We start from the raw sequence: 21054 nt of genomic DNA, 5'->3' as shown, positions 1-21054 counted from the left end.
CCCGTCGTGCTCCGCACGAGCGCTCGCGCCGCGCTTGCAACTCCTGGTTGCGTTAGCGGGCGATCATGTGTCAGTCTCCAGCGTATCGCAACTGGAAGTTGCGTTGCGTGGGTGCCGCTGCCGTGCGCGTGCGCAGCACCCCGACCCCGACAGGAGCCCCGCCCCGTGACCCGCACCCCCGACGTCGTCACCCTCGTGTCCCTCGACACGCACCGCCTCATCGTCGCCCTTCCGAACCGGGGCCCCGCCGACGTCCGCTCGAACCTCCCGCGCGCCACCGCCGCCGGCGTGCTGCGCCACCTCGCCGACGAGCTCGACTCCGAGCAGCTCCCCGGCGTACCGCCCGCGGAGGTGTCCGCCACCCGCACCCGCCGGCCCGCCCGCCGCCACTGCCCCGCCGAGGTCGCCCGGCACGCCGCCGACACCCTCGCCCACCACACCCGCGAGCTCGCCGGCATGCTCGCCACCGCCCTCGACCGAGGCGTCCCCGCCGGCGACGTGCTCGACCTGGCAGCCGCCCGCCATGCCCGTCGCACCCGCCGGACGCGGCGATGAGCAGTGAGACCGGCCGGATCGCCTCCTCGTCCCCGTCCCACGCGAGGATGAAAGAATCCGCTGCAGGATCGACGGGTCGAACGCCTTCGGGGGGAGCGGTTGAGCACCGGGTACGAGGGGCATGCGGGTCGCATCGGCTCGTACGTCATCGAGCGCAAGCTCGGTGAAGGCGGCATGGGCGTGGTGTACCTGGCCCGGTCGCGGGGCGGGCGCGCGGTGGCCGTGAAGGTCGCCCGGGCCGAACTCGCCGCCGATCCCGTCTTCCGGGCACGCTTCCGTTCGGAGGTCGCCGCGGCGCGCGCGGTCGGGGGGTTCCACACCGCTCCCGTCGTCGACGCCGACCCGGACGCCGCGGAGCCCTGGCTGGCCACGGCGTACGTACCGGGCCGGACGCTCGCCGAACACATCCGCGTGGAACCCGCGATGACCGTCGGGGAGCTGGCGGCACTCGGTGCCGCGCTCGCGGAAGCCCTCGAAGCCATTCACGGATGCGGCCTCGTTCACCGCGACCTCAAGCCGGGCAACATCATCATGGCCGCGGACGGGCCGCGCGTTCTCGACTTCGGCATCGCGCGGGCCGTCGAGTCCACCCGACTGACGGCGCCGGGCCACGCGTTCGGTACGCCCGGATTCCTCGCCCCCGAGCAGGCGATGGGCGGCGACGTCACGGGCGCGGCGGACGTGTTCGCCCTGGGCGCGGTTCTGGTCGCGGCCGCGGGTGGCAGTGCGTTCGGTGAGGGCACCGCGATGGCCCTGATGTACCGGTCGGTGCACGCGGCGCCGGATGTGAGCGCGGTGCCGGACGGCATGCGGGCGTTGGTGTCGGACTGCCTGGCGAAGGCTCCAGGGCATCGCCCCGCCACGTCACTGATTCTGGACTCGTTCGCGGACCTGGCCTGGCGCGTGCCTTCCGGTGGCTCGTCCCCGGGCGGGTCGGCCGGCCCGGGGAACACTCGGGCATCGGCACCGAGGTCACCGGATGTCCCCCCGTCACCGGTGCCCGGCGGCGAGGCGTGCGTCGTCGCGGATGCCGACTCCAGCCTCGTGGCCGACGCCGACGGGATCCTGCTCGTCCACAACGAACGCGGCCGTCCGCTCGACCGGATCGAGGACGACGACGACCTCGATCTGGCCGGTGAGGAGACCGAGTTGGCCTGGTCCGAGATCGCCGATGTCACACACGCGGCGGTCAACCGGACCCGCCTGGCCGTCACCGTCTCCCTGCACGACGGCGCCACGCACTACTGCGAGATCAACGCGCGCCGCGCCACCCGCCTCAACGCCTGGAGGATCGACCTGGCCGCGGTCTTGAGCCTCTACCTCACCGCTGCGCGGTGAGACCCGCTTCGGAGCGGATCGGCCCGTTACTCGTACCGGTACTTCAGCGAGTCCGCCTCCGCCCGCTCGATGTCGGCGATCGTCAGCTCCGGCATCCGCAGCTGGGCCAGCGTCACCTCGGCCGAGGTCGGCTGGGCGTCCGCCGGCAGCCACTGCTCCGGCTTCCAGGCGGCGCTGCGCAGGAGCGACTTGGGGCAGTGCGGGTAGACCTCCTCGATCCCCAGCACCAGTGCACTGGCCGGCGGCTTGCCCACGGCGGTCAGCTGCGCCAGCAGCTCCGGGCGGGTGGAGACGACAGCGCGGCCGTTCACCCGCAGGGTGGTGGTCCGCCCGGGGATGACGAACAGCAGCCCGGCGCGTCCGGTGGCGATGACGTTCTGCAGGGTGTCCAGCCGCTTGTTGCCCGTCGCGTCCGGTATCGCCACGGTCCGTGCGTCCAGGACGGCGGCGAACCCGGCGGGGCCGCCTCGCGGCGAGACGTCACAGTTGCCCTCGGCGTCCGCGCTGGCGATCAGGACCAGTGACGAGCAGCCGATCAACCGACGGGTGTGATCGGTGAGCTCGCTCATCTGCTTGCGCACGGCCGCGTCGTTGGGGAGTGCGTACGCCCGGCGCAACGCCTCCCGGTCGGGAACGGCGTCGAGGCGGAGCGAGTCGAAGGCACTGCCGGCAAGAGGTGTCGTCATGCCTCCGACCTTAACGAGCCGACCTGCGATCGACCTCGCCCACTGATGGCCCAGTCCGGCGACGCGCCGGACGATCTCGCTTTGACTGGCGGGATGCAGACGGAAGCGAAACCTCCTGTCGGGGCGTACCGGAACCTCGCCGTCGCCACGGTCGGCTTCGCCCTCAGCTTCTGGGCGTGGGACCTCATCGCTCCGCTCGCGGCCGACTACAAGGCCCGCCTCGGCCTCAGCGACTTCCAGCAGTCGGTGCTGGTCGCCGTCCCGGTCCTGGTCGGGTCGCTCGGCCGCATCCCGGCCGGCGCACTGACCGACCGCTATGGCGCCCGTATCGTCTTCCCGCTGGTCACGGCGCTCACGATCGTCCCGGTGCTGCTCCTCATCCCCACCCGCGACAGCTACGCCGGGGTCCTCCTGGCCGGGTTCCTCCTCGGCCTGGGCGGGACCACGTTCGCGATCGGCGTGCCCCTCGTGAACTCCTGGTTCCCGCCCCACCGGCGGGGCTTCGCCCTCGGCGTGTTCGGCATGGGTACGGGAGGCGTCGCCCTCTCCGGCTACTTCACTCCCCGCATCGCGGCGCACGGCGAGAACCTCCCGTTCCTCGTCGTCGCGATCGCTCTGGGCGTCTTCGCCGTCGCCGCCTCCTTCCTCATCACCGAGCGCCCCGACCGGCCCGTCCCCACGGCCCCGCTCCGCGCCCGGCTGGCCCGCGCGGGCAGGCTGCGGGTCACCTGGGAGCTGTCCGCCCTCTACGCGATCGGATTCGGAGGGGTCGTCGCGTTCGGCGTCTACCTCCCGACCTACCTCAAGACCTGGTACGAGCTGTCGCCCACCGACGCGGGCACCAAAGCGGCCGGCTTCGCCCTGGTCACCGTTGTCTTCCGACCGGTCGGGGGCCGGTTGTCGGACCGGATCCACCCGGCCGTCGCCACCGCCGGGGCATTGGCCGTCGTCGCGCTCTTCGCGGTGGTCCAGGCCTTCGATCCTCCGCTGCACCCCCTGGGCACCCTCGCCCTGCTCCTCATGGCGGCCGGCCTCGGGGCGGCCGGCGGCAGCGTCTTCGCCCTCGTCTCGCAGGTGACGCCGCAGGACCGGGTCGGCAGCGTCACCGGCATCGTCGGCGCCGTGGGCGGCCTCGGGGGTTTCGTCCCCCCGCTGCTGATGGGCGCCGTCTACAGCGCGAAGGGCTCGTACTCCATCGGCTTCATGCTCCTGTCCGACCTCGCCCTCGCAGGCTGCGTGTACGCCTACGGCCGCATGCGGAACCTGGAGCCGGCCGGCCCTCGCCGCTGATGCGAGAAGGGCCGGCCGGCGGGTGTGTCCCGGGCCGTCGGCAGATCCGGCTACATGTACCAGCTCTGCGTGGCGAAGGACGGGTCGGAAGAGTGCTCCCACTGCTGGGCGGGTGCCCCGTTGTCCTTGCTCGAGTTGCTGATCTCGAGGGCCTTGCCGCTGTTGACGTTCCTGATGTCCACGCTGACCGTGCTGCCGGCCTGCTTGATCGTCCAGAGCATGGTGGGGATGTCGTGGCAGGCGTACTGCTGCGCGCGGACCCCGTTGTCCTTGCCGGAGTTGACGATCTCCAGGCACTTGCCGCTGTTCACGTTCACGATCTGGTAGACACCCGCGGTGGCCGTCGGGCGGTACTCCCACTTCGCGCCCGGCTGCGAACCGCAGGTCCACTGCTGGGCGGGTGCCCCGTTGTCCTTGCTGGAGTTGGTGATCTCCAGGCACTTGTCGCTGTTCACGTTGCGGATCTGACCGCCTGCGGGCAGGGGCAGGGCGGAGGGCCAGGCGTTGGTGCCCCAGGCCACGGCACCCTGGCCGTTGCCCTTGTAGAAGTTGAAGCGCCGCTGGTCGTTCCACAGGCCGCCGAGGTCGGTCCTGCCGTCGCCGTCGAAGTCACCCGCCAACATGACGGGCATGTTGTTCCAGGACTTGTCGGGCCACATGGAGGCCGCGTCGTCGAGCCCGCCGGCGGCGTTGCCGCTGTAGCGGCGCAGGGCGCCGTCGGAGGCGATGGCGACGATGTCGTCACGCCCGTCCGCGTTGAAGTCGCCTGTGGTGAGGTTCCGGATGCCCGCCCAGGTGGTGTCCGGCCACATCTTGCGGCTCTGACCGTTCAGCAGGCCGTTCTCGCCCGTGGCGTAGCCGTACAGGGAGCCCTTCGCGCCCGCGCCCCAGACCGCGAGGAGCCCGTCGCGGGGGGAGCCGTCCACCTTGTAGCGGGCCAGATGGAGCATGCCGTTCCAGTTGGTGCTCTCGTCGGGCCACATCGACTTGCCCGCCGCCAGGCTGCCGTCGGGCTGCCCGGCGTACATGCGCAGCGCACCGCCGGCCCAGACGGAGGCGATGTCGGTGATGCCGTCGCCGTTGAAGTCGCCGCCGATGATCTTCGTGGCGGTGTTCCAGCTGCCGTCGGCCTTCCACAGGGGCCGGCCGTACTCGAAGGTGCCGTCGGATCGGCCGGCGAAGGCGTGCAAGTTGCCGTCGGCTGTGACGGCCGCGATGTCGGTACGGCCGTCCCGGTTGAAGTCCCCGGTCGCCATCACCTTGGTGACCTGGGGAACGAGACCCTGCAGTCGCACCTCGGGGGTGGTCCTGCGGACCTGCTCGATCCAGGCCGCCACGTCGTCCACGCGGACATCGGCCGCACCGGTCCGGGCTTCCGCCGTGTCCACACCCAGGCAACCACCCTGCCAGGAGAGTGAGTTGACGGCCGCCAGCTCCATGCCGCCGTCCTTCTGACGCAGGGCCGGACCGCCGGTGTCCCCCTTGCAGACGACCGCGTCGCCGGTCGAGTCGAGGGTGATGGCGCCACCGGTGAGGGAGGCCACGGTGAAGGCGCCGATGTGGGCCCTGTTCGGGACCCATTCCGTCTTCGTCCGCCCGAACCCCAAAGACGTGAGCTGCTCGCCCACCACCGGTGCCTTGGTGGCGACCTTGACCGGCTCCACTCCGACGACCCGCCAGGCGAGCTTCACCATCACCAGGTCGCGGTCCGCGTGCGGCACCAGCTCAACGGCCTCGACCACGGTGCCCGTGGACTGCGTGAGGTCGGTACGTCCCACGGTGACGGTCGTCTTCACGGCCGGCTTGCCGGCCTGGAGCTGCGCCGTGCCGTCACGGAAGCAGGACGCGGCGGTGATCACCCACTGGGCGTCCACCAGCGCACCGGAGCAGGCCGCCTTGTCACCTATGTTGAGCTTTGCGGCGAAGGCGTAGCCGGTGCTCGGCGCGTCGTTGCCGCCCAGGGCCGCGGCGGGGCCCGCGGAGAGCAGTCCACCGCTCACTGCGACGGAGAGCAGGGTGGCAGCCCACGCGGTGCGTGAACCATGTACGGACATGATGATCCTTTTGAGTGTGTGATGAAGCAGGGCCTGGTCGGGGCCATGGGGTGGAAGCGGCGGTCCGCGTCATGGTGGTGGCGTCGGCCGCGCGCGAATTGCCGTTCCCTCAATTCGGGTGCGCCCGTGCGCTCTGCGAGGGATGGGCGGCTGTTTTCCGCTCTTCCGCTTGATGTGCGCTCGGTCGGAATTCGTTGGGTGCCCGGAAAGCGGAATCATGGACCCCGCACAACCCGGACGGTCCGACCGCGATCACCTTCGCCGCGAGTTCCCCCGTGATGGACCCGCGGTCGGGTGGCCCGTGGCTGCGGACCAGGTCAACGCACCTGCGGTAAGAGCCGCGGCGGTGATCCGGCCGATGGCGCCACGAACCTTCATTTTCATCCTTGGTGTCGATCCCGGGTGGTCGCGAGCGCGTGCGAGTGCGCCCTCGGGGAAGGGCGGGCGCACGGATTCCCGTGCGCCCGGATCACGCCGGCGATTGAAGTCGACAGGGGGAATGCGACAGCTTTTTCCAGCGGCCGATGATCTTCTGAATGAAATCAAGACGTGCGTCATTCGGCCAAAAGAGCAAACGGGAGCATATCTGTAAATATCAACCATCCGGTGCGTGACGTGTGCCACTTCTTGGGATGGTTGTAGTGGTTTTGCGAAAAATCACCGGCGATATTCGGCCACCCGCCGCCGTCGCCACCTCCGCGCGGGCGGCGGCGGCGGGTGGCCGGGCGTTCGGGTCAGAAGCCGCAGGACACCCGTGCGTCCTGGAAGCGCTCCGGGTGCCGGCGCCGGTACTCGACCAACGACTGGGCCACCGCCGCGCCTTCGCCCACCGCGGCGCCGACCCGCTTGACGGAACCGGAGCGTACGTCGCCCACGGCGAACACGCCGGGCAGACTGGTCTCCATCGGCAGCGCGTCCGGGGCGGCTCCACCGCCGCCGGTCAGGACGTACCCGCGGTCGTCGAGCTTCAGCGTGTCGCCGAGCCACTTGGTCGACGGGCGGCCGCCGATCAGGACGTACAGGCAGTGCGCGGTGACGGTGCGCTCCTCGCCCCGGCGGTCCCTCAGCTGGAGTCCGGTGAGCGTCGACCCGCCGAGGCACTCGGTGACTTCGGTGCCCAGCAGGACCTGGAGGCCCGGCGTCCGCTCGATCCGCTGCACCAGATAGTTCGACATGGACGTGCCGAGGCCGGTGCCGCGCACGAGCAGGGTGACGGAGCGGGCGTAGCGCGCGAAGTAGAGGGCGGCTTGGCCGGCGGAGTTGCCCGCGCCCACCATGTACACGTCCTCCCCGGCGGTCGAGGGGGCGTCGGACAGGCACGACCCGTAGTACACGCCGGAGTTGAGGAGGCGGTCGACGCCGGGGGCCGTCAGGCGGTTCCAGTCCACGCCGGTGGCGACCACCACGGCGGCCGCGGTCACCGAGGCCGACTCCTCGGTGCCTGCCTTGACGAAATCGACGGTGTGCCCGCCCGCACCGGTCGGGGTCACCCGGCCGGCCACCCGGGTGGGCTGCCACTCGACGCGGGCCCGCTGCGCCTGCTGCAAGGCGCGCTGGGCCAGGTCGCCGCCCGTGAGCCCGACGGGAAACCCGAGGTAGTTCTCGATCCGGGAGGTCGTTCCCGCTTGCCCGCCGGGCGCGTCGTCCTCGATCACCACCACGCTCATGCCCTCTGCGGCGGCGTACACCGCCGCGGACAGGCCGCCGGGACCACCGCCGATCACCGCGACGTCGTAGTGGTCCCGCTCGGCCGGCCGGATGAGGCCGAGCCGCTCGGCCAGCGCGCTGATCGGAGGGTCCACCATCTCGGTGCCGTCGCCCAGACGGACAGTCACCGGGGCCTCCCGCAGGTCCTCTTCGGGCAGCCACCGGAAGAGCACGCCGCTGCGTCCGAGGAAGTCGCGCACCGCGTACGCCGCGGGTGAGAAGCGGCTGCCGCGCACCTCGGCGGTGGGCAGGTCCCCCTGGCAGTCGGCACTCCACGTGCACAGGGAGTCGTCGAGCGCGCCCCGGAGGTGCTCGGCCGGGCTCTCCTCGCCCCGGGCCGCCCCGTCGCCCGCGTCCGGCTCGGTACGGGCACCGGGCAAGGCGCCGGGGTGCCCGGTCAACGGCAGCCAGCGCACGCCGGGATGGGCGGCGCCGGAGTCGGGTGCCTCATCCGCGAGGACGGCTGCGACCCGCACCTTCCGGTCGGCCAGCGCCGTCAGGGCCCGGACCACTTCTGCCGGCCCTGCGACCTGCAGCACCCGGAACGAGTGCCGGTACCAGCTCTGCACCAGCTCGGCCGTCTCGTGCCGGCGGAGCGGATCGGGGTCGGAGAGAACGATCACCGGCAGTGCGGCATTGGCCATCAGGGGTCCTCCAGGCAGGTCTCGGGAGATCGGCCCCCGCCAGCGGTCGACGAGCGGGGGCGCGAGGCGCATCGGTTCGGGCGGTTCGGATCGGTCGGTTCGGGATCGGTTCGTGGGGCGACACGGCGGGCGGGGCGGGCGGGGCGGCCGGGGCACGAGGGGTGCGGGGTTCCCCCCCTGTGCCCCGCTGCTCAGAGACGGCCGAAGAACTGGTTGCCGCGCGCCGCGTAGTTCTCGCTCGTGTAGTACTCCTTCATCGCGGAGCTGATCTCGTCACGGCTCAACTGCCCGTCACCGTCGATGTCGAGCTGGTTGAACGCCTCGTCGAAGGTCTCCCGGGGCAGGCGGAACATGCCGTGCAGCAGGTCGGTGTACTCCTCGCGGCTCAGCATGCCGTCGCCGTCGCGGTCACCGAGCTCGGTCCAGGCGTTGCTCATGTTCCTGATCCGTTCCCAGATCCGGTTCTGATCCGTGACGATCCGTGCCCGGAACGCCGCCCGGAACTCCTGTCGGTCGACGGCTCCGTCGTCGTTCTTGTCCATCTTGTGGAAGACGGTGTCCCACAGGTCGGCCAGCGAGTTCCGGAGCCCGTCCACGGCGTCCGGGGCGCAGCCGAGTGACTCGGCGAGCTTGTCCGAGAGGCCGATGACGTCCGACTTCACGAGCCGCCCGTCGCGGTCCGAGTCGAAGACGTCGAACGCCCGCTCCAGCTTGATGTCCAGAACGCTCACGACACCATCCCCTTACGTTACGTGGTCGTCTCGTCACGGTGCGAGACGGGGTCCAGGAAACCACATGCCGTGACCTCGGTGCATTCCGCCGGCGGTCCTCGTGATCGTCGTCCTGTCGGCCATACAGGGAAAACGGCCCGAGTCGAGCCCTCCGCGCGGTCTTTAGCCGAAGTTGCTCAAACAGCTCGATGCCCCGCCCGGCCGCACTAACGTCCGGACTTCTCCATCCGTACGAGCCCGCCAGAGTCCGCCCCCGTCGCCCCAGATGACACACGCCGTCCGACTGCCGCCCCCACGACCCGGTTCGGGTCGCGGTGCCGCCGCTGACGACCGCCGCTTCGGAGACCGTGCCTTCATGCCCAGTGGATCGCCTCCTGCCAGGAGGCCGTTGACCGTCCTGGCGCTGGTCGCCTCCCTGTTCGTCCTGCTCCTCGGTGGGGCGGGACCGGCCTTCGCGCATGCCGGGCTGAGCGGCTCCGATCCCGCGGACGGCGCCGTCCTGAAGACGGAGCCGCGGTACGTCACGCTCACCTTCACCGAGTCGGTCGGCTTCTCCGACGACTCGCTGAGGGTCCTGTCGCCGCGGAACGAGCGGGTGAACCCGCGTCCGGCGCAGCACGTGGACGGCAAGGACGGCACCGCACGGGTGGAGCTGTCGGGCAAGCTGCCCCAGGGCACCTACACGGTGGCCTGGCGGGTCGTCTCCGCCGACGGCCACCCGATCTCCGGCGCGTTCGTCTTCTCCATCGGCGCGCCGTCCGAGACCGCCGCCGTGGTGGCGACCGGATCGCCGGACGATACGGCGGTCGGCCGCCTGTACGGCGTCTTCCGCTACGTCGCCTACAGCGGTCTGGCCCTCCTCGTCGGAGCCGCCGCGTTCGTCCTCGTGTGCTGGCCCGCGGCGGGAGCGATTCGGCCGGTGCGCAGGCTGCTGGTGGTGGGATGGGTCGCGCTGGCGGCGTCCACGGTGGCCATGTTGCTGCTGCGCGGCCCGTACGAGACGGCCGGCGGGGTGACTTCGGCCTTCGACCCGGCCCGGCTGGGCCGGACCGTCACCGGGCGGCCGGGCGCCGCGCTGATCGCGCGGCTCGTCCTCCTGGCGGCCGCCGCGGTGTTGCTCAGGCGCTCGGCCCGACGGCCGGACGCTGCCGTCCTCGGGGTCCGCGGCCGCCTGGTCGGCGCGCTGCTCGCCGCGGCCCTGGCGGTCACGTGGGCCGCCGCGGAACATGCCTCCGCCGGCATCCAGGTGGCGCTGGCCATGCCCGTCGCCGCTCTGCACCTGCTGGCCATGGGGGTGTGGCTGGGCGGCCTGGTCACCCTGCTGCTCCTCCTCCGGCGCCGAGGATCCGACGGCCGGGAGATCCCGGCGTCCGCGATCGGCCGATTCTCGACGCTGGCCTTCGGCGCCGTCGCGGTTCTGGTCGGTACCGGGGTGTACCAGTCCTGGCGGCAAGTCGGCTCTTGGGAGGCGCTGTCCTCCACGTCGTACGGCAAGACCCTCATCGTGAAGATCGCCGCCGTGGTCCTCGTGCTGTGGGCGGCCTCCTTCTCCCGCCGCTGGACCGCCCGCCTCGTCCGGGAGGTGTCACCGGCCACGGCCCTGTCGACGGTGCCCGCCCCCGAGCGGGTGCGGGTCGCCCAGGCGGTCGGCGCGCCCACTCCCGCGGAAGGAACCGACCTCGACACCGCGCCCGGCGCACCCGTCGGGGGCGGCCCGGGCGACGGGACCGGGCCGCCCCCCTTCGAGGCCGCCACGTACCGGCGCAGCCTGCGGCGCATGGTGACCGTCGAAGCCGTGCTCGGTGTCCTGGTCCTGGTGATCACCACCGTGCTCACCGGCACCCAGCCCAGCCGCGCCGCCGGCGAGAGGGCTTCGGCGGTCTCCGCGGAGGAACCGCGGGTGAAGGTGCTCACGGTCCCCTTCGACATGGGCTCGGCCAACCACCAGGGCACGGTGCAGATCACGCTGGCGCCGGGCCGCGTCGGCGAGAACACCGTCGAAGCCGTCGTCTACACCTCCGACGGAGGCCTCGCCTCCGTTCCGGAGCTCCGCCTCACGCTCACCCAGGACGAGCTCGGCATCGGCCCGCTCGACGCCAAGCTCAAGGACCAGAAGGGGTACTGGGCCGCCTATGACCTGCGGCTCCCCATGCCCGGCGTGTGGACCCTGAACATCACGGTGCGCACCACCGACATCGACCAGGTCACCGTGCGCGACACGGTCCGCGTCGCGTCGGTGCCGAGGTAGTGGGCCTCTGTCCGAACCGTCCGGGGGAGGACTCCTGATCGCGGCTGCGCCGGGGAGGCCGAGCCCGAGCCGGGGACACCCCCCTGGCCCTTCCGCCGGGTTGCGGCGCGCCGAACGGCAGCGCCGAGCCGAGATTCACCCCTTCCGGCGATCCGCCCGGATGCAGATGACGGCACTTCCCGGCCACGGGTCGCCGACTCCCGGCGCCCGCCCGCCTCCGCCGGGCGCCACGTGGCCGGATCCCCGCCCTCTCGACCGGCCCTCCCGACACGCATCGAGCGGGTACGCAAGGTAGCGTCGGCGTCACTGTGTGGAATCTCGCGTGGTCCCGTGACCGCCGCCGGGGCGGCGGCTGGGTGGTCGCCCTGGTGGCGACGGCCCTGGTCGCGCTGCTGTTCGGCGTGTGCGACAGCGGCGGGCACCACCGCGTGGCCGTTCCCGACCGCGTGACGACCGTGAGCGCCCTCGCGACGAGCGACTGTCCCGATCGGGATCTGCCGTGCACCCACGCCCACGACGAGCACGTCACCGCGCCGGTCCCGGAACTCCGAGCCCCGGGCGCCCCGGCCGAAGGCGACGCCTGCGCACCGGTCGTTCGGCCCGCGGCCGGTACCGGTACCGCAGCCGCGTACGCACCGGCCGCTCCACCCGCAGCCGACTCGGGCCGTGCCCTGCTCCGCAAGGTGTGCGTCACCCGGACGTGACCGGCCCCGGCCTCCCCGCCCGCGCGGCCGCACGCCGCCGTGGTCCGGGACGCCTGCGAGCTCGCTACCTCCAGCACGGCCTGACGCCGTCCCGTGTCGCTCGCGGGCGGCTGCGCCGGTATGCCGTGCCGTACGAAGGACACCCGCACCATGACCGAACTGCCCCTGCCCGCCTCCCCGCACACCGTGCTCAAGGCGGTCGGCAACACCCCCGTGCTGTTCATCGACGAACCCTTCGCCACCGCCCCCCGCGGCTTCTGGGCCAAGCTCGAAGGCTTCAACCCCGGCGGCATCAAGGACCGCGCCGCCCTCTACATGGTCGACCGGGCCCGCGAACGCGGCGACCTCCTTCCCGGCGCCCCCGTCATCGAGTCCACCTCCGGAACGCTGGGCCTGGGCCTCGCCCTCGCCGGAGTCTTCCACGGACACCCGGTCCACCTCGTCACCGACCCCGGCATGGAACCGATCATGAAGCGGATGCTGGCCGCCCACGGCGCGGAGCTCCACTTCGTCGACCGGCCGCATCCCGAAGGCGGCTGGCAGGAGGCCCGCAGGCAGAAGGCCGCGGAACTCCTCGACCGGCACCCCGGCTCATGGTGCCCCGACCAGTACCACAATCCCGACAACGCCGCCGCCTACCGCCCCCTCGCCGCCGAACTCGCGGACCAGCTCGGGGACATCGACGTCCTCGTGTGCGCGGTCGGCACCGGCGGACACTCCGCCGGCATCGCCCGAGGACTGCGCGAGCACACCCCCGGGCTGCGGCTCGTCGGTGTCGACACCATCGGGTCCACGATCTTCGGCCAACCCGCCCGCCCACGGCTGATGCGCGGCCTCGGCTCCTCGATCCACCCGCGCAACGTGGACTACGGAGCCTTCGCCGAAGTCCACTGGGTGGCTCCCGCGGAAGCGGTCTGGTCCGCACGCCGCCTGGCGGAGCGCCAGTTCGCCACCGGCGGGTGGAGCGTGGGGGCCGTCGCCCTCGTCGCCGGCTGGATCGCCCGTACCCGCCCCGTGGGCACGCGCATCGCCGCCGTCTTCCCCGACGGACCGCACCGCTACTTCGACACCGTCTTCAACGACGACTACTGCCGGGCCAACCGGCTCCTCGGCGCCACCCCGCCCGCCGAACCGGACGTGGTCACGTCGCCCTTCGACCGAGAGGTGACCCGCTGGACACGGTGCACCGACGTCACCGACCCCATGCCGGCCACCGGCATCTTCGGCGCGGGAGCCGCCCGGTGAAGCGCACCTGGAGCCAGTACCGCTCCTTCGACACCACGGTGCGGCTGCTGCTGGTCAACCAGCTCACCATCAACCTCGGCTTCTACATGCTCATGCCCTACCTGGCCGCCCACCTCTCCGGCAGCCTCGCGCTCGCCACCTGGGCCGTCGGCCTCATCCTGGGCGTACGCAACCTCTCCCAGCAGGGCATGTTCCTCATCGGCGGCATGCTGGCCGACCGCTACGGCCACAAACCCCTCATCGTCGCCGGCTGCACCCTGCGCACGGTCGGCTTCGCCGCCCTCGCCTTCGCCGAATCCCTCCCCGCCCTGATCGCCGCATCCGCGGCCACGGGCCTGGCGGGAGCCCTGTTCAACCCCGCGGTACGGGCCTACCTGGCCGCCCAGGCCGGGCAGGAGCGCCGGATCGACGCCTTCGCCCTCTTCAACGTCTTCTACCAGGCGGGCATCCTGCTCGGCCCCCTCGTCGGCCTGGCCCTGACCTCGGTCTCCTTCCCCACCACCTGCGCGGTCGCCTCGGCCCTCTTCGCAGGCCTCACCCTGCTGCAACTGCGCCGCCTCCCGGAGAACGCCGCGACACCCCGCGACGACCGGCCCGCCCTGCGCGAACAGGCCGGCGCCGTGCTGCGCAACCGGCCGTTCCGGCTCTTCTCCCTCGCCATGACCGGCTCCTACGTCCTGTCCTTCCAGGTGTACCTGGCCCTGCCGCTGGAGATCGGCCGCCTCACCGGCGACGGCCCCCTCGCCGCCACGGCCACGAGCGCGCTGTTCGTCGTATCCGGACTCGTCGCCCTCGTCGGCCAGCTCCGCATCACCGCCTGGTGCAAACGCACCCGGACACCGGCACGCTGTCTGACCGCCGGCACGGCCGTCATGGGAGCCGCCTTCCTCCCGCCCCTGCTGACGGCCGGGTCCCCGCGGGCGGAAGGCGGCTGGTCCGCGGCCCTCGCCGTCACACCGCTCCTGCTCTGTGCGGGCCTCCTCGCCCTGGCGACCGCCGTGCTCGTTCCGTTCGAGATGGACACCATCGTCTCCCTCGCCGGAGGCCGCTGGGTGGCCACCCACTACGGCCTCCACAACACCGTCTGCGGGGTCGGCATCACCCTCGGGAACCTCGCCACCGGCGCCCTCCTCGACACCACTCGCAACGCCGGCTTCCCCGCGCTGCCCTGGCTGATCCTCGCCACGGTCGGCGCCGGCTGCACCGCGGCACTCGCCGCGCTCGGCCGTACGGGACGACTGACCGCACCCGAGCCCGTACCGGCCCGGGCCTGACCGCACGCCGGGGCGGGTACCGGCCGGTACCCGCCCCGGCGCCGCCGGCCCGCCCTGTCTCGTCAGGCCCGGCCGCGGCCCCGGCGCATCCACCAGAAGGCGCCGGCGGCGGCGAGCACGAGTACGGCCGCGATGGCGCCGACGACGGCTCCCGTGCCGCTGCCCGCATCCTCATCGCCCGCCGCCCGCGCGCTCGCGGACGCGACGGGCGCCGAGGGGGACGCGGTCGGGGGCCGGACGGAGGGGGCGGCGGAGCTCGGCGTCGGAGACGGGCCGGGGACGATCAGCTTGGCTCCCGGGGCCGCGGCCTTCAGCTCGAGCACGGGGGCGGGGTTGTCGACCTTCTCGCCGTTGGTGGGCACTTCGATCCAGCGGGAGACCTTTCCGTCGCCGTAGGTCTCCAACGTCTTGAAGGCCAGGGACTTCTCGTCGGGCAGTTGGCGCACGGTGACGCTGTACTCGGCGTCCGTGCCGGTGGCCAGGGCCGGGCCGCCGATCGTGTACCCGTCCGCGGTGGCCGTGAGCTTCCACTCCTTCGGAGCGTCCTTCAGCGTCAAGGTGTCCGCAGCGATGCCCTTCGGCAGTACCACCCGCAACTCCGCGATGCCGGCGGTCTCCGACTCGGCCTCGGAGGTGAAGGACAGCGTCACGTTCTCGGCGAGCGCACGCGGGTCGGAGGCCGTGACCTCGGCGTGTGCGGCGGCCGGGCCGGCAGCCACACCCACGACCGCCAGGGCGCCGACGGCCGCGATGCCCAGCCTGCGGAGCCGGAGGCGAGTGCGTGATCCGTTCATGATGGAGAAACCTCTCGTCGCGCGGAACGGGCATCGGCCCGCAGCCGGGGAGCCCGTCAGGATCAGGGGAACGTCTCCCGCACGTCCGTCGGGAGGCCCCCGGCGCACCACCGCGTGACAAAGCATCGTTTTCGCCATCGGCCGCACGGCCACGCCGTCGAGCGCGACGGGTACGGTCCGCGAGCCCGGCCGCACTCCTGGCCGACGGCAGACGCCGAACGCCGCGACGGTCGCCGCGACAGCCGTCTGGACCCATCGGCCCACCGTCCCCGGCAGGCGGCTCAGCGCCTGGTCCGCGCGGTGCATCAGCAGAGCCGTCATGCACGCGGCCACACAATGGGCCGCCGCCATCGTCCACGTACCGTGGTGTGCCGTACGTCCGCTCTCCAGCACGCTTCCGTGTGCTCCGGCGTGCTCGGCACCCGCCACCCGCGGTACGGACAGGGCGCGGTGCAGCAGCAGTTGCGCAAGCCCGGTGGCCAGGACCACGTGCCACCCGGGCCGGCACGGACGGGCCGCGCACCATGAGAGCGCGAGGACGAGCACCGCACCGGCGGCCGTCCGCGGCCAGGACACCGGTTCCTCCGAGGCCAGGTGATGGCCGACGACCGCCAACGTGCAGTTGAGCGACGTGAACACGGCAGCCCGCAGCCACCGTCCGACCCACCCCGAGGGCTGCGGACGCGGGCGCATCCCTGCAGGGGCTTCGGCCATGTCGGGCCCATCATCCGCCGCCCCCGGTCACCGGCAGCCCCAACTGTCAATTGCGGAGCAGTTTCCGGGGCGATTCCCGCTCTGCGGCCCCGCATACCGGGACAGCCGTCAACGGGGGTTCGAGGTCATCGCCTGAACGGGGGAGCCGTGGAGGCCGGTTGTTGACCATCGCCGCACGGCTTCCCCTGGTGCCGCGGAGAGCGCCGCGGTGTGAGGCCGTCGCTCGCGGTGCCTCGCGATCGGGCCGATGACGAGAGCACATGTCCGGACCGGGCCCCGTGCCGGCGGACCCGGGAGCGGACGCCCCGCAGAAGGAGGCGGCGGACCCCGGGGCGGGGAGCCGGGGCCGCCAGGCCGCCAGATGCGGTCGATTCCATGCGTCCGCGGTGCGTGTCATGACAGGGATCGATCAATTGCGGGCCCAGGTCGGTCAACGCGGAGGTTCCCGTTCCAGCAAGGTCACATCGTGTACCCGAACTGACTATTCTCCCCTGCGTGTTGCGCTGCACTCACAGTGAGTGACCGAATGCCGTGTCGCGCGCGGACGTGAGGCCTGGCCGCAAGGAGGCGTGACCACCGATGCGATCCCGAACCGACCTGTCGGGGGCACCCATGCCCTCACCCGCGCTCGGCCGGGCGGCGGCCCGACCGCTCCCGCCGCCGTACCGCACCACCCCCAGTCCACTCATTCCAGACTGTTTAGGGACCCCCCGATGGTTCGTACCGGTTCAACCCCCGGAGGCCTGCCACGCGCAACGGCTCCGGCATGGCTCATCCCTCCCGGCCTTCTGGCCGGGGCCTGCGGCATAGCGCTGATCTTCGTCCCCGCGCAGATACATACGCCGGTTGCCTGGTGCGGTCTCGTCGCGGTCGTCCTGACGGCCATCACCTCGGCCGAGACGGCGCGCCGGTCACGCGCGGCGGAGCGGGCCCGGCACGCGCGGGTGACTGCCGACGTGCAGCAGTACTACGCGCAGCGCGAAGCGGCACTGTTCGGGCGCCTGGCCGATCAGCGGGCCACCACGGTATGGCTCGCCGAAGAGCTGCTCCCCGCGGCCGTCGCGCGGATGCAGAAGGGGGACCCCGCCAGGGAGATCCTGCAGGCCGTCAGGTTCGGGGAACATCTCGACGGCGAGTTCGCCGAAGCCCTCCGGGCGGCTCTGCGGACGCTCCTGGAAGCGGTGGAGGCCGAGGAACAGACGCGGGACTCCTCCCAACGGGCCCTGGTCGCGATCGCGCGCCGGGTCCAGGCGATCGTGCATCAGCTCGCCAAGGACCTCCACGGCATGCAGATCCTGCACGGTACGGATCTCGTCGTCTCCCACGGCCTGCAGGCCATCGACCATCGCAACGCCCTGATCGGGCGCCTCGCCGCCAGCGTCGCGGTCCTGGGAGACGCCCGGCCCGGACGCCAGTGGTCCAAGGCGATCCCGCTCTATGACGTCCTACGGGGCGCCATGTCACGCATCGTGGACTATCCCCGCGTGAAGCTGCAGTCGGTGACGGAGGTTGCCGTCATCGGTCCCGGAGCCGAGCCCTTGATCCACCTGCTCGCCGAACTGCTCGACAACGCCACGACCTTCTCGCCGCCGCACACCCCGGTCGAGGTGAGCGCGAGCGAGGTGCCGTCCGGCATCGCCATCGAGATCGAGGACCGCGGGGTCGGGCTCACCGAAGAGGTCCGGCAGCGCATCGACCGCGTGATGGCCCAGGGGGCCTCCAGCCTGGAGCTGGCCGACCTGGGCGAGGCGACGCAGCTCGGCCTGCCCGTCGTCAGCAGGCTGGCCCGCGAGAACGGCCTCGAGGTCGATCTGCGCCCCTCCGCCTACGGAGGCGTACGGGCCGTGGTGCTCGTCCCGCGGCGCCTGATCACCACCGTCGAGCAACAGCCGAGGAAGGTCCAGCCGTTCGTGCCCAAGCGTACGGTCGCTCCGATCGGGCCGGGCCCGACGGCGCCGCGCGAGTCCGTCGAGGCCAGGCAGACCGCGAACGGGCTGCCGCAGCGCCGGCGGGAGTCGCCCGTCCCGACGCCGGTCGTCCGCACGGCCCCCCAGCCCCCCGTCGCCCCGACGTTCTCCCCGGGAACGGCCGGCGCGCCCCGGCAGCCGGGCCTGATGTGGGAGGCGTTCAACGGTGACAAGAGATCGGGCACCGGCCCTTCCGTCCATCCCGAGCCATCAGATGAGGATGAGTAACCGTGACGCCACTGCCCAACATGGACTGGATGCTCAAGGAGCTCGCCTCCAGCGTCCCTTACGTGCGACACGTGGTCGCGCTCTCGTCGGACGGTCTGTGCATCGGTCAAGCGAACACGGAGACCGACACCGCCGACGCGATCGCCGCGGCCTGCTCGGGGATGCAGAGCCTGGCGAAGGCCATCGCGCAGAAGTTCCCGCACGGAGACGGCTCGACGCGCATGGTCGGGATCGAGGTCGACGGCGGGTACTTCTCCCTGATGGCCGCCGGACCCGGGGCCTACCTCGCGGTACTGGCCGATGAGGAGGTGGACGCGGGCCTGCTCGGCGACCGCATGCGTACGCTCGTGTTCAGGATCGGCCAGCACATGACGAGCCCCCCGCGTGATGACGTCGGGCAGGCGATGTGACATCGGAGCACCACGGCGCATGGGACGAAGGCAGTCCAGTGCCGCTTTACGTCATCTCCGGTGGCCCGGGTTCGTCGGCCAAGGCCTTCAACCTGGTCACCCTCATCACATCGAGGTCCGCGCCCGAACCCGCGATGCAGCCCGAGCAGGCGTCGATCCTCGCCATGTGCCAGTACCCGCTGTCGGTGGCCGAGATATCCGCGTATCTCAGCCTGCCGTTCAGCGTCCTCACGGCACTGCTCTCGCAGCTCGTCGAGGACGGGCGGGTCGAGGCGATCGCCCCGGTTCCCGTCGCCGCGGGCCCCGAACTCGGCCTTCTGGAGGCGGTGATCCATGGACTACGCAATCTCTGACGCACCCGCCGTCAAGCCCCGCGGCACCGACATGCTGCTGCCGCACGGCGCCAGGGGAGTCAAGGTGGTGATCGTCGGCGGCTTCGGCGTCGGCAAGACCACGATGGTCGGGGCGGTGAGCGAGATCGCGCCCCTGACGACCGAAGAGACCATGACGCAGGCCGGCGTCGGGATCGACAGCAATCCCGGTGCCGAGGGCAAGAACACCACCACCGTCGCCATGGACTTCGGCCGCATCAGCATCAACGAGGAGCTGATCCTCTATCTCTTCGGGACGCCGGGCCAGGAGCGCTTCTGGTTCCTGTGGAACGGCATCTTCGAAGGCGCGCTCGGCGCGGTGGTCCTCGTCGACACGCGCAGGATCGAAGTCTGCTTCGAGATCATCACCCGTCTGGAAGACCGCCGCGTCCCCTTCGTCGTGGCCGTCAACTCCTTCCCCGGGGCCCCGCAGCACCCGATGGCGGTCCTGCGGACCGCTCTGGACCTCAACGAATCCGTGCCCATCGTCACTTGTGACGCGCGCGACCGGTCGTCCTGCCGTGACGCCCTGCTCTCGCTGATGGGCTACCTGTGCACCCTCGCCGCCGCCCAGGAGTCCGCATGACCGTCCCGCCCGCCGACCGCGCCACGACCGAACAGGGGCTCGTGCCGCCCCCGGGCTGCCCGGCCCACTCCACCACGGGCACCGGGGGAGCGACCCGGCTCCACGGCGTCGCTGCCGAGACCGACCCCATGGGCCTGTACGAGAAGCTGAGAGCCGAGCACGGGCCGGTGGCGCCCGTCCTGCTCGAAGGGGACGTACGCGCCTGGCTCGTCCTCGGCTACCCCGAGAACCGTGACGTGGCCACCCGTTCCACCCAGTTCTCCCGCGACCCCCGCACCTGGCACGGCTGGAGGAGCGGTGAGATCGACCCCGAGACCTCGCCGCTCGTGCCGATGATCGGCTGGCGTCCCGACTGCGTGTGCGCGGACGGTGAGGAGCACCAGCGCCTGCGCGGCGCCGTCACCGCCTCACTCAACCAGTTCGACCAGCGCGGGATCCGCCGTCACATCACCCGCTTCGCACACCAGCTGATCGACGAGTTCAGCGAGAACGGCAGGACGGAGCTGGTCGGTGAGTTCGCCGAGCCCCTGCCGATGCTCGTCCTGACCCACCTGCTCGGCATGCGGGACGAGGACGCCCCCAAGCTCGTCCATGCCGCCCGGGACCTGTTCAAGGCCACCGGGACGTCGCTCGCCAGCAACGCCTACGTACTGGAGACCCTCAAGGAGCTGGTCGCCGCCAAGCGGATCCTGCCCGGGCAGGACATCGCATCCGTGCTGATGGCCCACCCGGCGGGTCTCAGTGACGAGGAGGTGCAGCACCACCTGCGCCTCATCCTGCTCGCGGGCTACGAGACCACGGCCAACCTCATGGCCAACGTGCTGCGGATGGCGGTCAGCGACCCGCGCTTCCGCGGGTCCTTGGCCGGTGGCCAGATGACCCTGCCCGAAGCGGTGGAGCAGGTGCTCTGGGACGAGCCGCCGTTGATGGTGTGCCCGGGCCGCTGGGCCACCGGTGACACCACGCTCGGAGGGCAGGAGATCAAGGCGGGGGACATGCTGCTGCTCGGCCTGGCCGCCGGCAACGTCGATCAGGCGGTCCGCCGGGATCCCTCGGCCCGTGTGCACCACAACCGCGCGCACCTGTCCTTCAGCGCGGGTGCCCACGAATGCCCCGGCCAGGACATCGGCCGTGTCATCGCCGACACGGGCATCGACATCCTGCTCACCCGGTTGCCCGACATCGGCCTGGCCGTCCCCGGGGCCGAGCTCACCTGGCGTTCCTCGACCTGGGCCCGGCATCTGACGGCGCTGCCCGTGAAGTTCGCCGCCCGTCCCCGTGAAGCCCGTGAGCTGCTGGCGAAGCCGCTGCCGGCGCCGCCCCCGCCGACCGTCGGGATGCCCGTGGCACCCCGGCTGCCGGACTCCGCACCCCGTGTCCCGTGGCGGGCGCGGCTGAGGCGGTTCCTGGGGATGGGATAGGCCGGGTACGGCGCATCAGCGCCGGGCCCCGGGGCCCGGCGCTGATGCGCAGCATGGTTCGGCGGCTCCTCGGTCCGTCCCGGACCC

17 protein-coding genes are annotated in these 21054 nt (G+C 71.9%); 12 read left to right on the top strand and 5 right to left on the bottom strand.

Translation table 11 applies throughout. The features are described from left to right. The first annotated feature begins 165 nt into the window (after window positions 1–165). Together ACFXGI_RS06740 and ACFXGI_RS06735 are read left to right on the top strand one after the other, a co-directional pair. A complete protein-coding gene (locus ACFXGI_RS06740) occupies window positions 166–555 on the top strand; it encodes a hypothetical protein (RefSeq protein WP_384704204.1) in 390 nt (129 codons plus the stop codon). A gap of 99 nt (window positions 556–654) precedes the next feature. Further along, on the top strand, window positions 655–1893 hold the full coding sequence (locus tag ACFXGI_RS06735; RefSeq protein WP_384704202.1) for a serine/threonine-protein kinase: 1239 nt from the start codon (window positions 655–657) through the stop codon (window positions 1891–1893). Window positions 1894–1919: 26 nt separating this feature from the next. Here the strand turns inward: ACFXGI_RS06735 and ACFXGI_RS06730 are convergent, their stop codons facing one another. Further along, window positions 1920–2579 (bottom strand): MSMEG_1061 family FMN-dependent PPOX-type flavoprotein, encoded by a 660-nt coding sequence (locus ACFXGI_RS06730; protein WP_384704200.1) that lies wholly within the window; start codon window positions 2577–2579, stop codon window positions 1920–1922. Between the two features lie 93 nt (window positions 2580–2672). On the opposite strand from ACFXGI_RS06730, the gene ACFXGI_RS06725 reads away from it, so the two are divergent. Then, on the top strand, window positions 2673–3869 hold the full coding sequence (locus ACFXGI_RS06725) for a nitrate/nitrite transporter (RefSeq protein WP_384704198.1): 1197 nt from the start codon (window positions 2673–2675) through the stop codon (window positions 3867–3869). A gap of 50 nt (window positions 3870–3919) precedes the next feature. On the opposite strand, the gene ACFXGI_RS06720 is transcribed toward ACFXGI_RS06725, so the two are convergent. The 3 genes from ACFXGI_RS06720 to ACFXGI_RS06710 form a co-directional block, all read right to left on the bottom strand. Further along, a complete protein-coding gene (locus tag ACFXGI_RS06720; protein ID WP_384704196.1) occupies window positions 3920–5923 on the bottom strand; it encodes an RICIN domain-containing protein in 2004 nt (667 codons plus the stop codon). A gap of 734 nt (window positions 5924–6657) precedes the next feature. Then, window positions 6658–8274 carry an NAD(P)/FAD-dependent oxidoreductase gene (locus ACFXGI_RS06715; protein ID WP_384704194.1) on the bottom strand — a complete coding sequence of 539 codons (1617 nt, stop codon included), beginning with the start codon at window positions 8272–8274 and terminating at the stop codon, window positions 6658–6660. A 191-nt stretch (window positions 8275–8465) separates the two neighbouring features. After that, the gene (locus ACFXGI_RS06710) at window positions 8466–9005 is read right to left on the bottom strand and encodes an EF-hand domain-containing protein (RefSeq protein ID WP_384704192.1); all 540 of its coding nucleotides are present in this window, start codon (window positions 9003–9005) and stop codon (window positions 8466–8468) included. A gap of 388 nt (window positions 9006–9393) precedes the next feature. Here ACFXGI_RS06710 and ACFXGI_RS06705 point away from each other — a divergent pair, with 388 nt between their 5' ends. The 4 genes from ACFXGI_RS06705 (at window position 9394) to ACFXGI_RS06690 (ending at window position 14476) form a co-directional block, all read left to right on the top strand. Beyond that, window positions 9394–11253 carry a copper resistance CopC/CopD family protein gene (locus tag ACFXGI_RS06705; protein WP_384704190.1) on the top strand — a complete coding sequence of 620 codons (1860 nt, stop codon included), beginning with the start codon at window positions 9394–9396 and terminating at the stop codon, window positions 11251–11253. A 308-nt stretch (window positions 11254–11561) separates the two neighbouring features. After that, window positions 11562–11957 carry a hypothetical protein gene (locus tag ACFXGI_RS06700; RefSeq protein WP_384704188.1) on the top strand — a complete coding sequence of 132 codons (396 nt, stop codon included), beginning with the start codon at window positions 11562–11564 and terminating at the stop codon, window positions 11955–11957. Between the two features lie 150 nt (window positions 11958–12107). Continuing rightward, window positions 12108–13202, top strand: a complete 1095-nt coding sequence (locus tag ACFXGI_RS06695) for a PLP-dependent cysteine synthase family protein (RefSeq protein WP_384704186.1) — start codon at window positions 12108–12110, stop codon at window positions 13200–13202. After that, entirely contained in the window at window positions 13199–14476 is a 1278-nt protein-coding gene (locus tag ACFXGI_RS06690) for an MFS transporter (RefSeq protein WP_384704184.1), read from the top strand. Before ACFXGI_RS06695 ends, ACFXGI_RS06690 begins: the two co-directional genes overlap by 4 nt. A gap of 62 nt (window positions 14477–14538) precedes the next feature. On the opposite strand, the gene ACFXGI_RS06685 is transcribed toward ACFXGI_RS06690, so the two are convergent. Next, on the bottom strand, window positions 14539–15270 hold the full coding sequence (locus tag ACFXGI_RS06685; protein WP_384704182.1) for a DUF1775 domain-containing protein: 732 nt from the start codon (window positions 15268–15270) through the stop codon (window positions 14539–14541). A gap of 1658 nt (window positions 15271–16928) precedes the next feature. Between ACFXGI_RS06685 and ACFXGI_RS06680 the strand changes: the two genes are divergently transcribed. Genes ACFXGI_RS06680 through ACFXGI_RS06660 form a run of 5 tightly spaced genes read left to right on the top strand, consistent with a single transcriptional unit; the run spans window position 16929 to window position 20967 of the window. Then, window positions 16929–18179, top strand: a complete 1251-nt coding sequence (locus ACFXGI_RS06680; protein WP_384704180.1) for a sensor histidine kinase — start codon at window positions 16929–16931, stop codon at window positions 18177–18179. 20 nt (window positions 18180–18199) lie between these two features. Continuing rightward, the gene (locus ACFXGI_RS06675) at window positions 18200–18589 is read left to right on the top strand and encodes a roadblock/LC7 domain-containing protein (protein ID WP_030863880.1); all 390 of its coding nucleotides are present in this window, start codon (window positions 18200–18202) and stop codon (window positions 18587–18589) included. Window positions 18590–18627: 38 nt separating this feature from the next. Beyond that, window positions 18628–18942, top strand: coding sequence for a DUF742 domain-containing protein (locus ACFXGI_RS06670; protein ID WP_384704178.1), 315 nt, complete (start codon window positions 18628–18630; stop codon window positions 18940–18942). Then, window positions 18923–19546, top strand: coding sequence for an ATP/GTP-binding protein (locus ACFXGI_RS06665; RefSeq protein WP_384704176.1), 624 nt, complete (start codon window positions 18923–18925; stop codon window positions 19544–19546). The genes ACFXGI_RS06670 and ACFXGI_RS06665 overlap by 20 nt, the downstream gene beginning before the upstream one ends. Beyond that, window positions 19543–20967 (top strand): cytochrome P450, encoded by a 1425-nt coding sequence (locus ACFXGI_RS06660; protein ID WP_384704174.1) that lies wholly within the window; start codon window positions 19543–19545, stop codon window positions 20965–20967. The genes ACFXGI_RS06665 and ACFXGI_RS06660 overlap by 4 nt, the downstream gene beginning before the upstream one ends. Window positions 20968–21054 lie beyond the last annotated feature (87 nt).

Origin of the sequence: Streptomyces sp. NPDC059355, from assembly GCF_042752335.1 — a bacterium.
In the GTDB taxonomy this organism is placed as follows: Bacteria; Actinomycetota; Actinomycetes; order Streptomycetales; family Streptomycetaceae; genus Streptomyces.
This window is presented reverse-complemented; position numbering and strand designations above follow the sequence as displayed.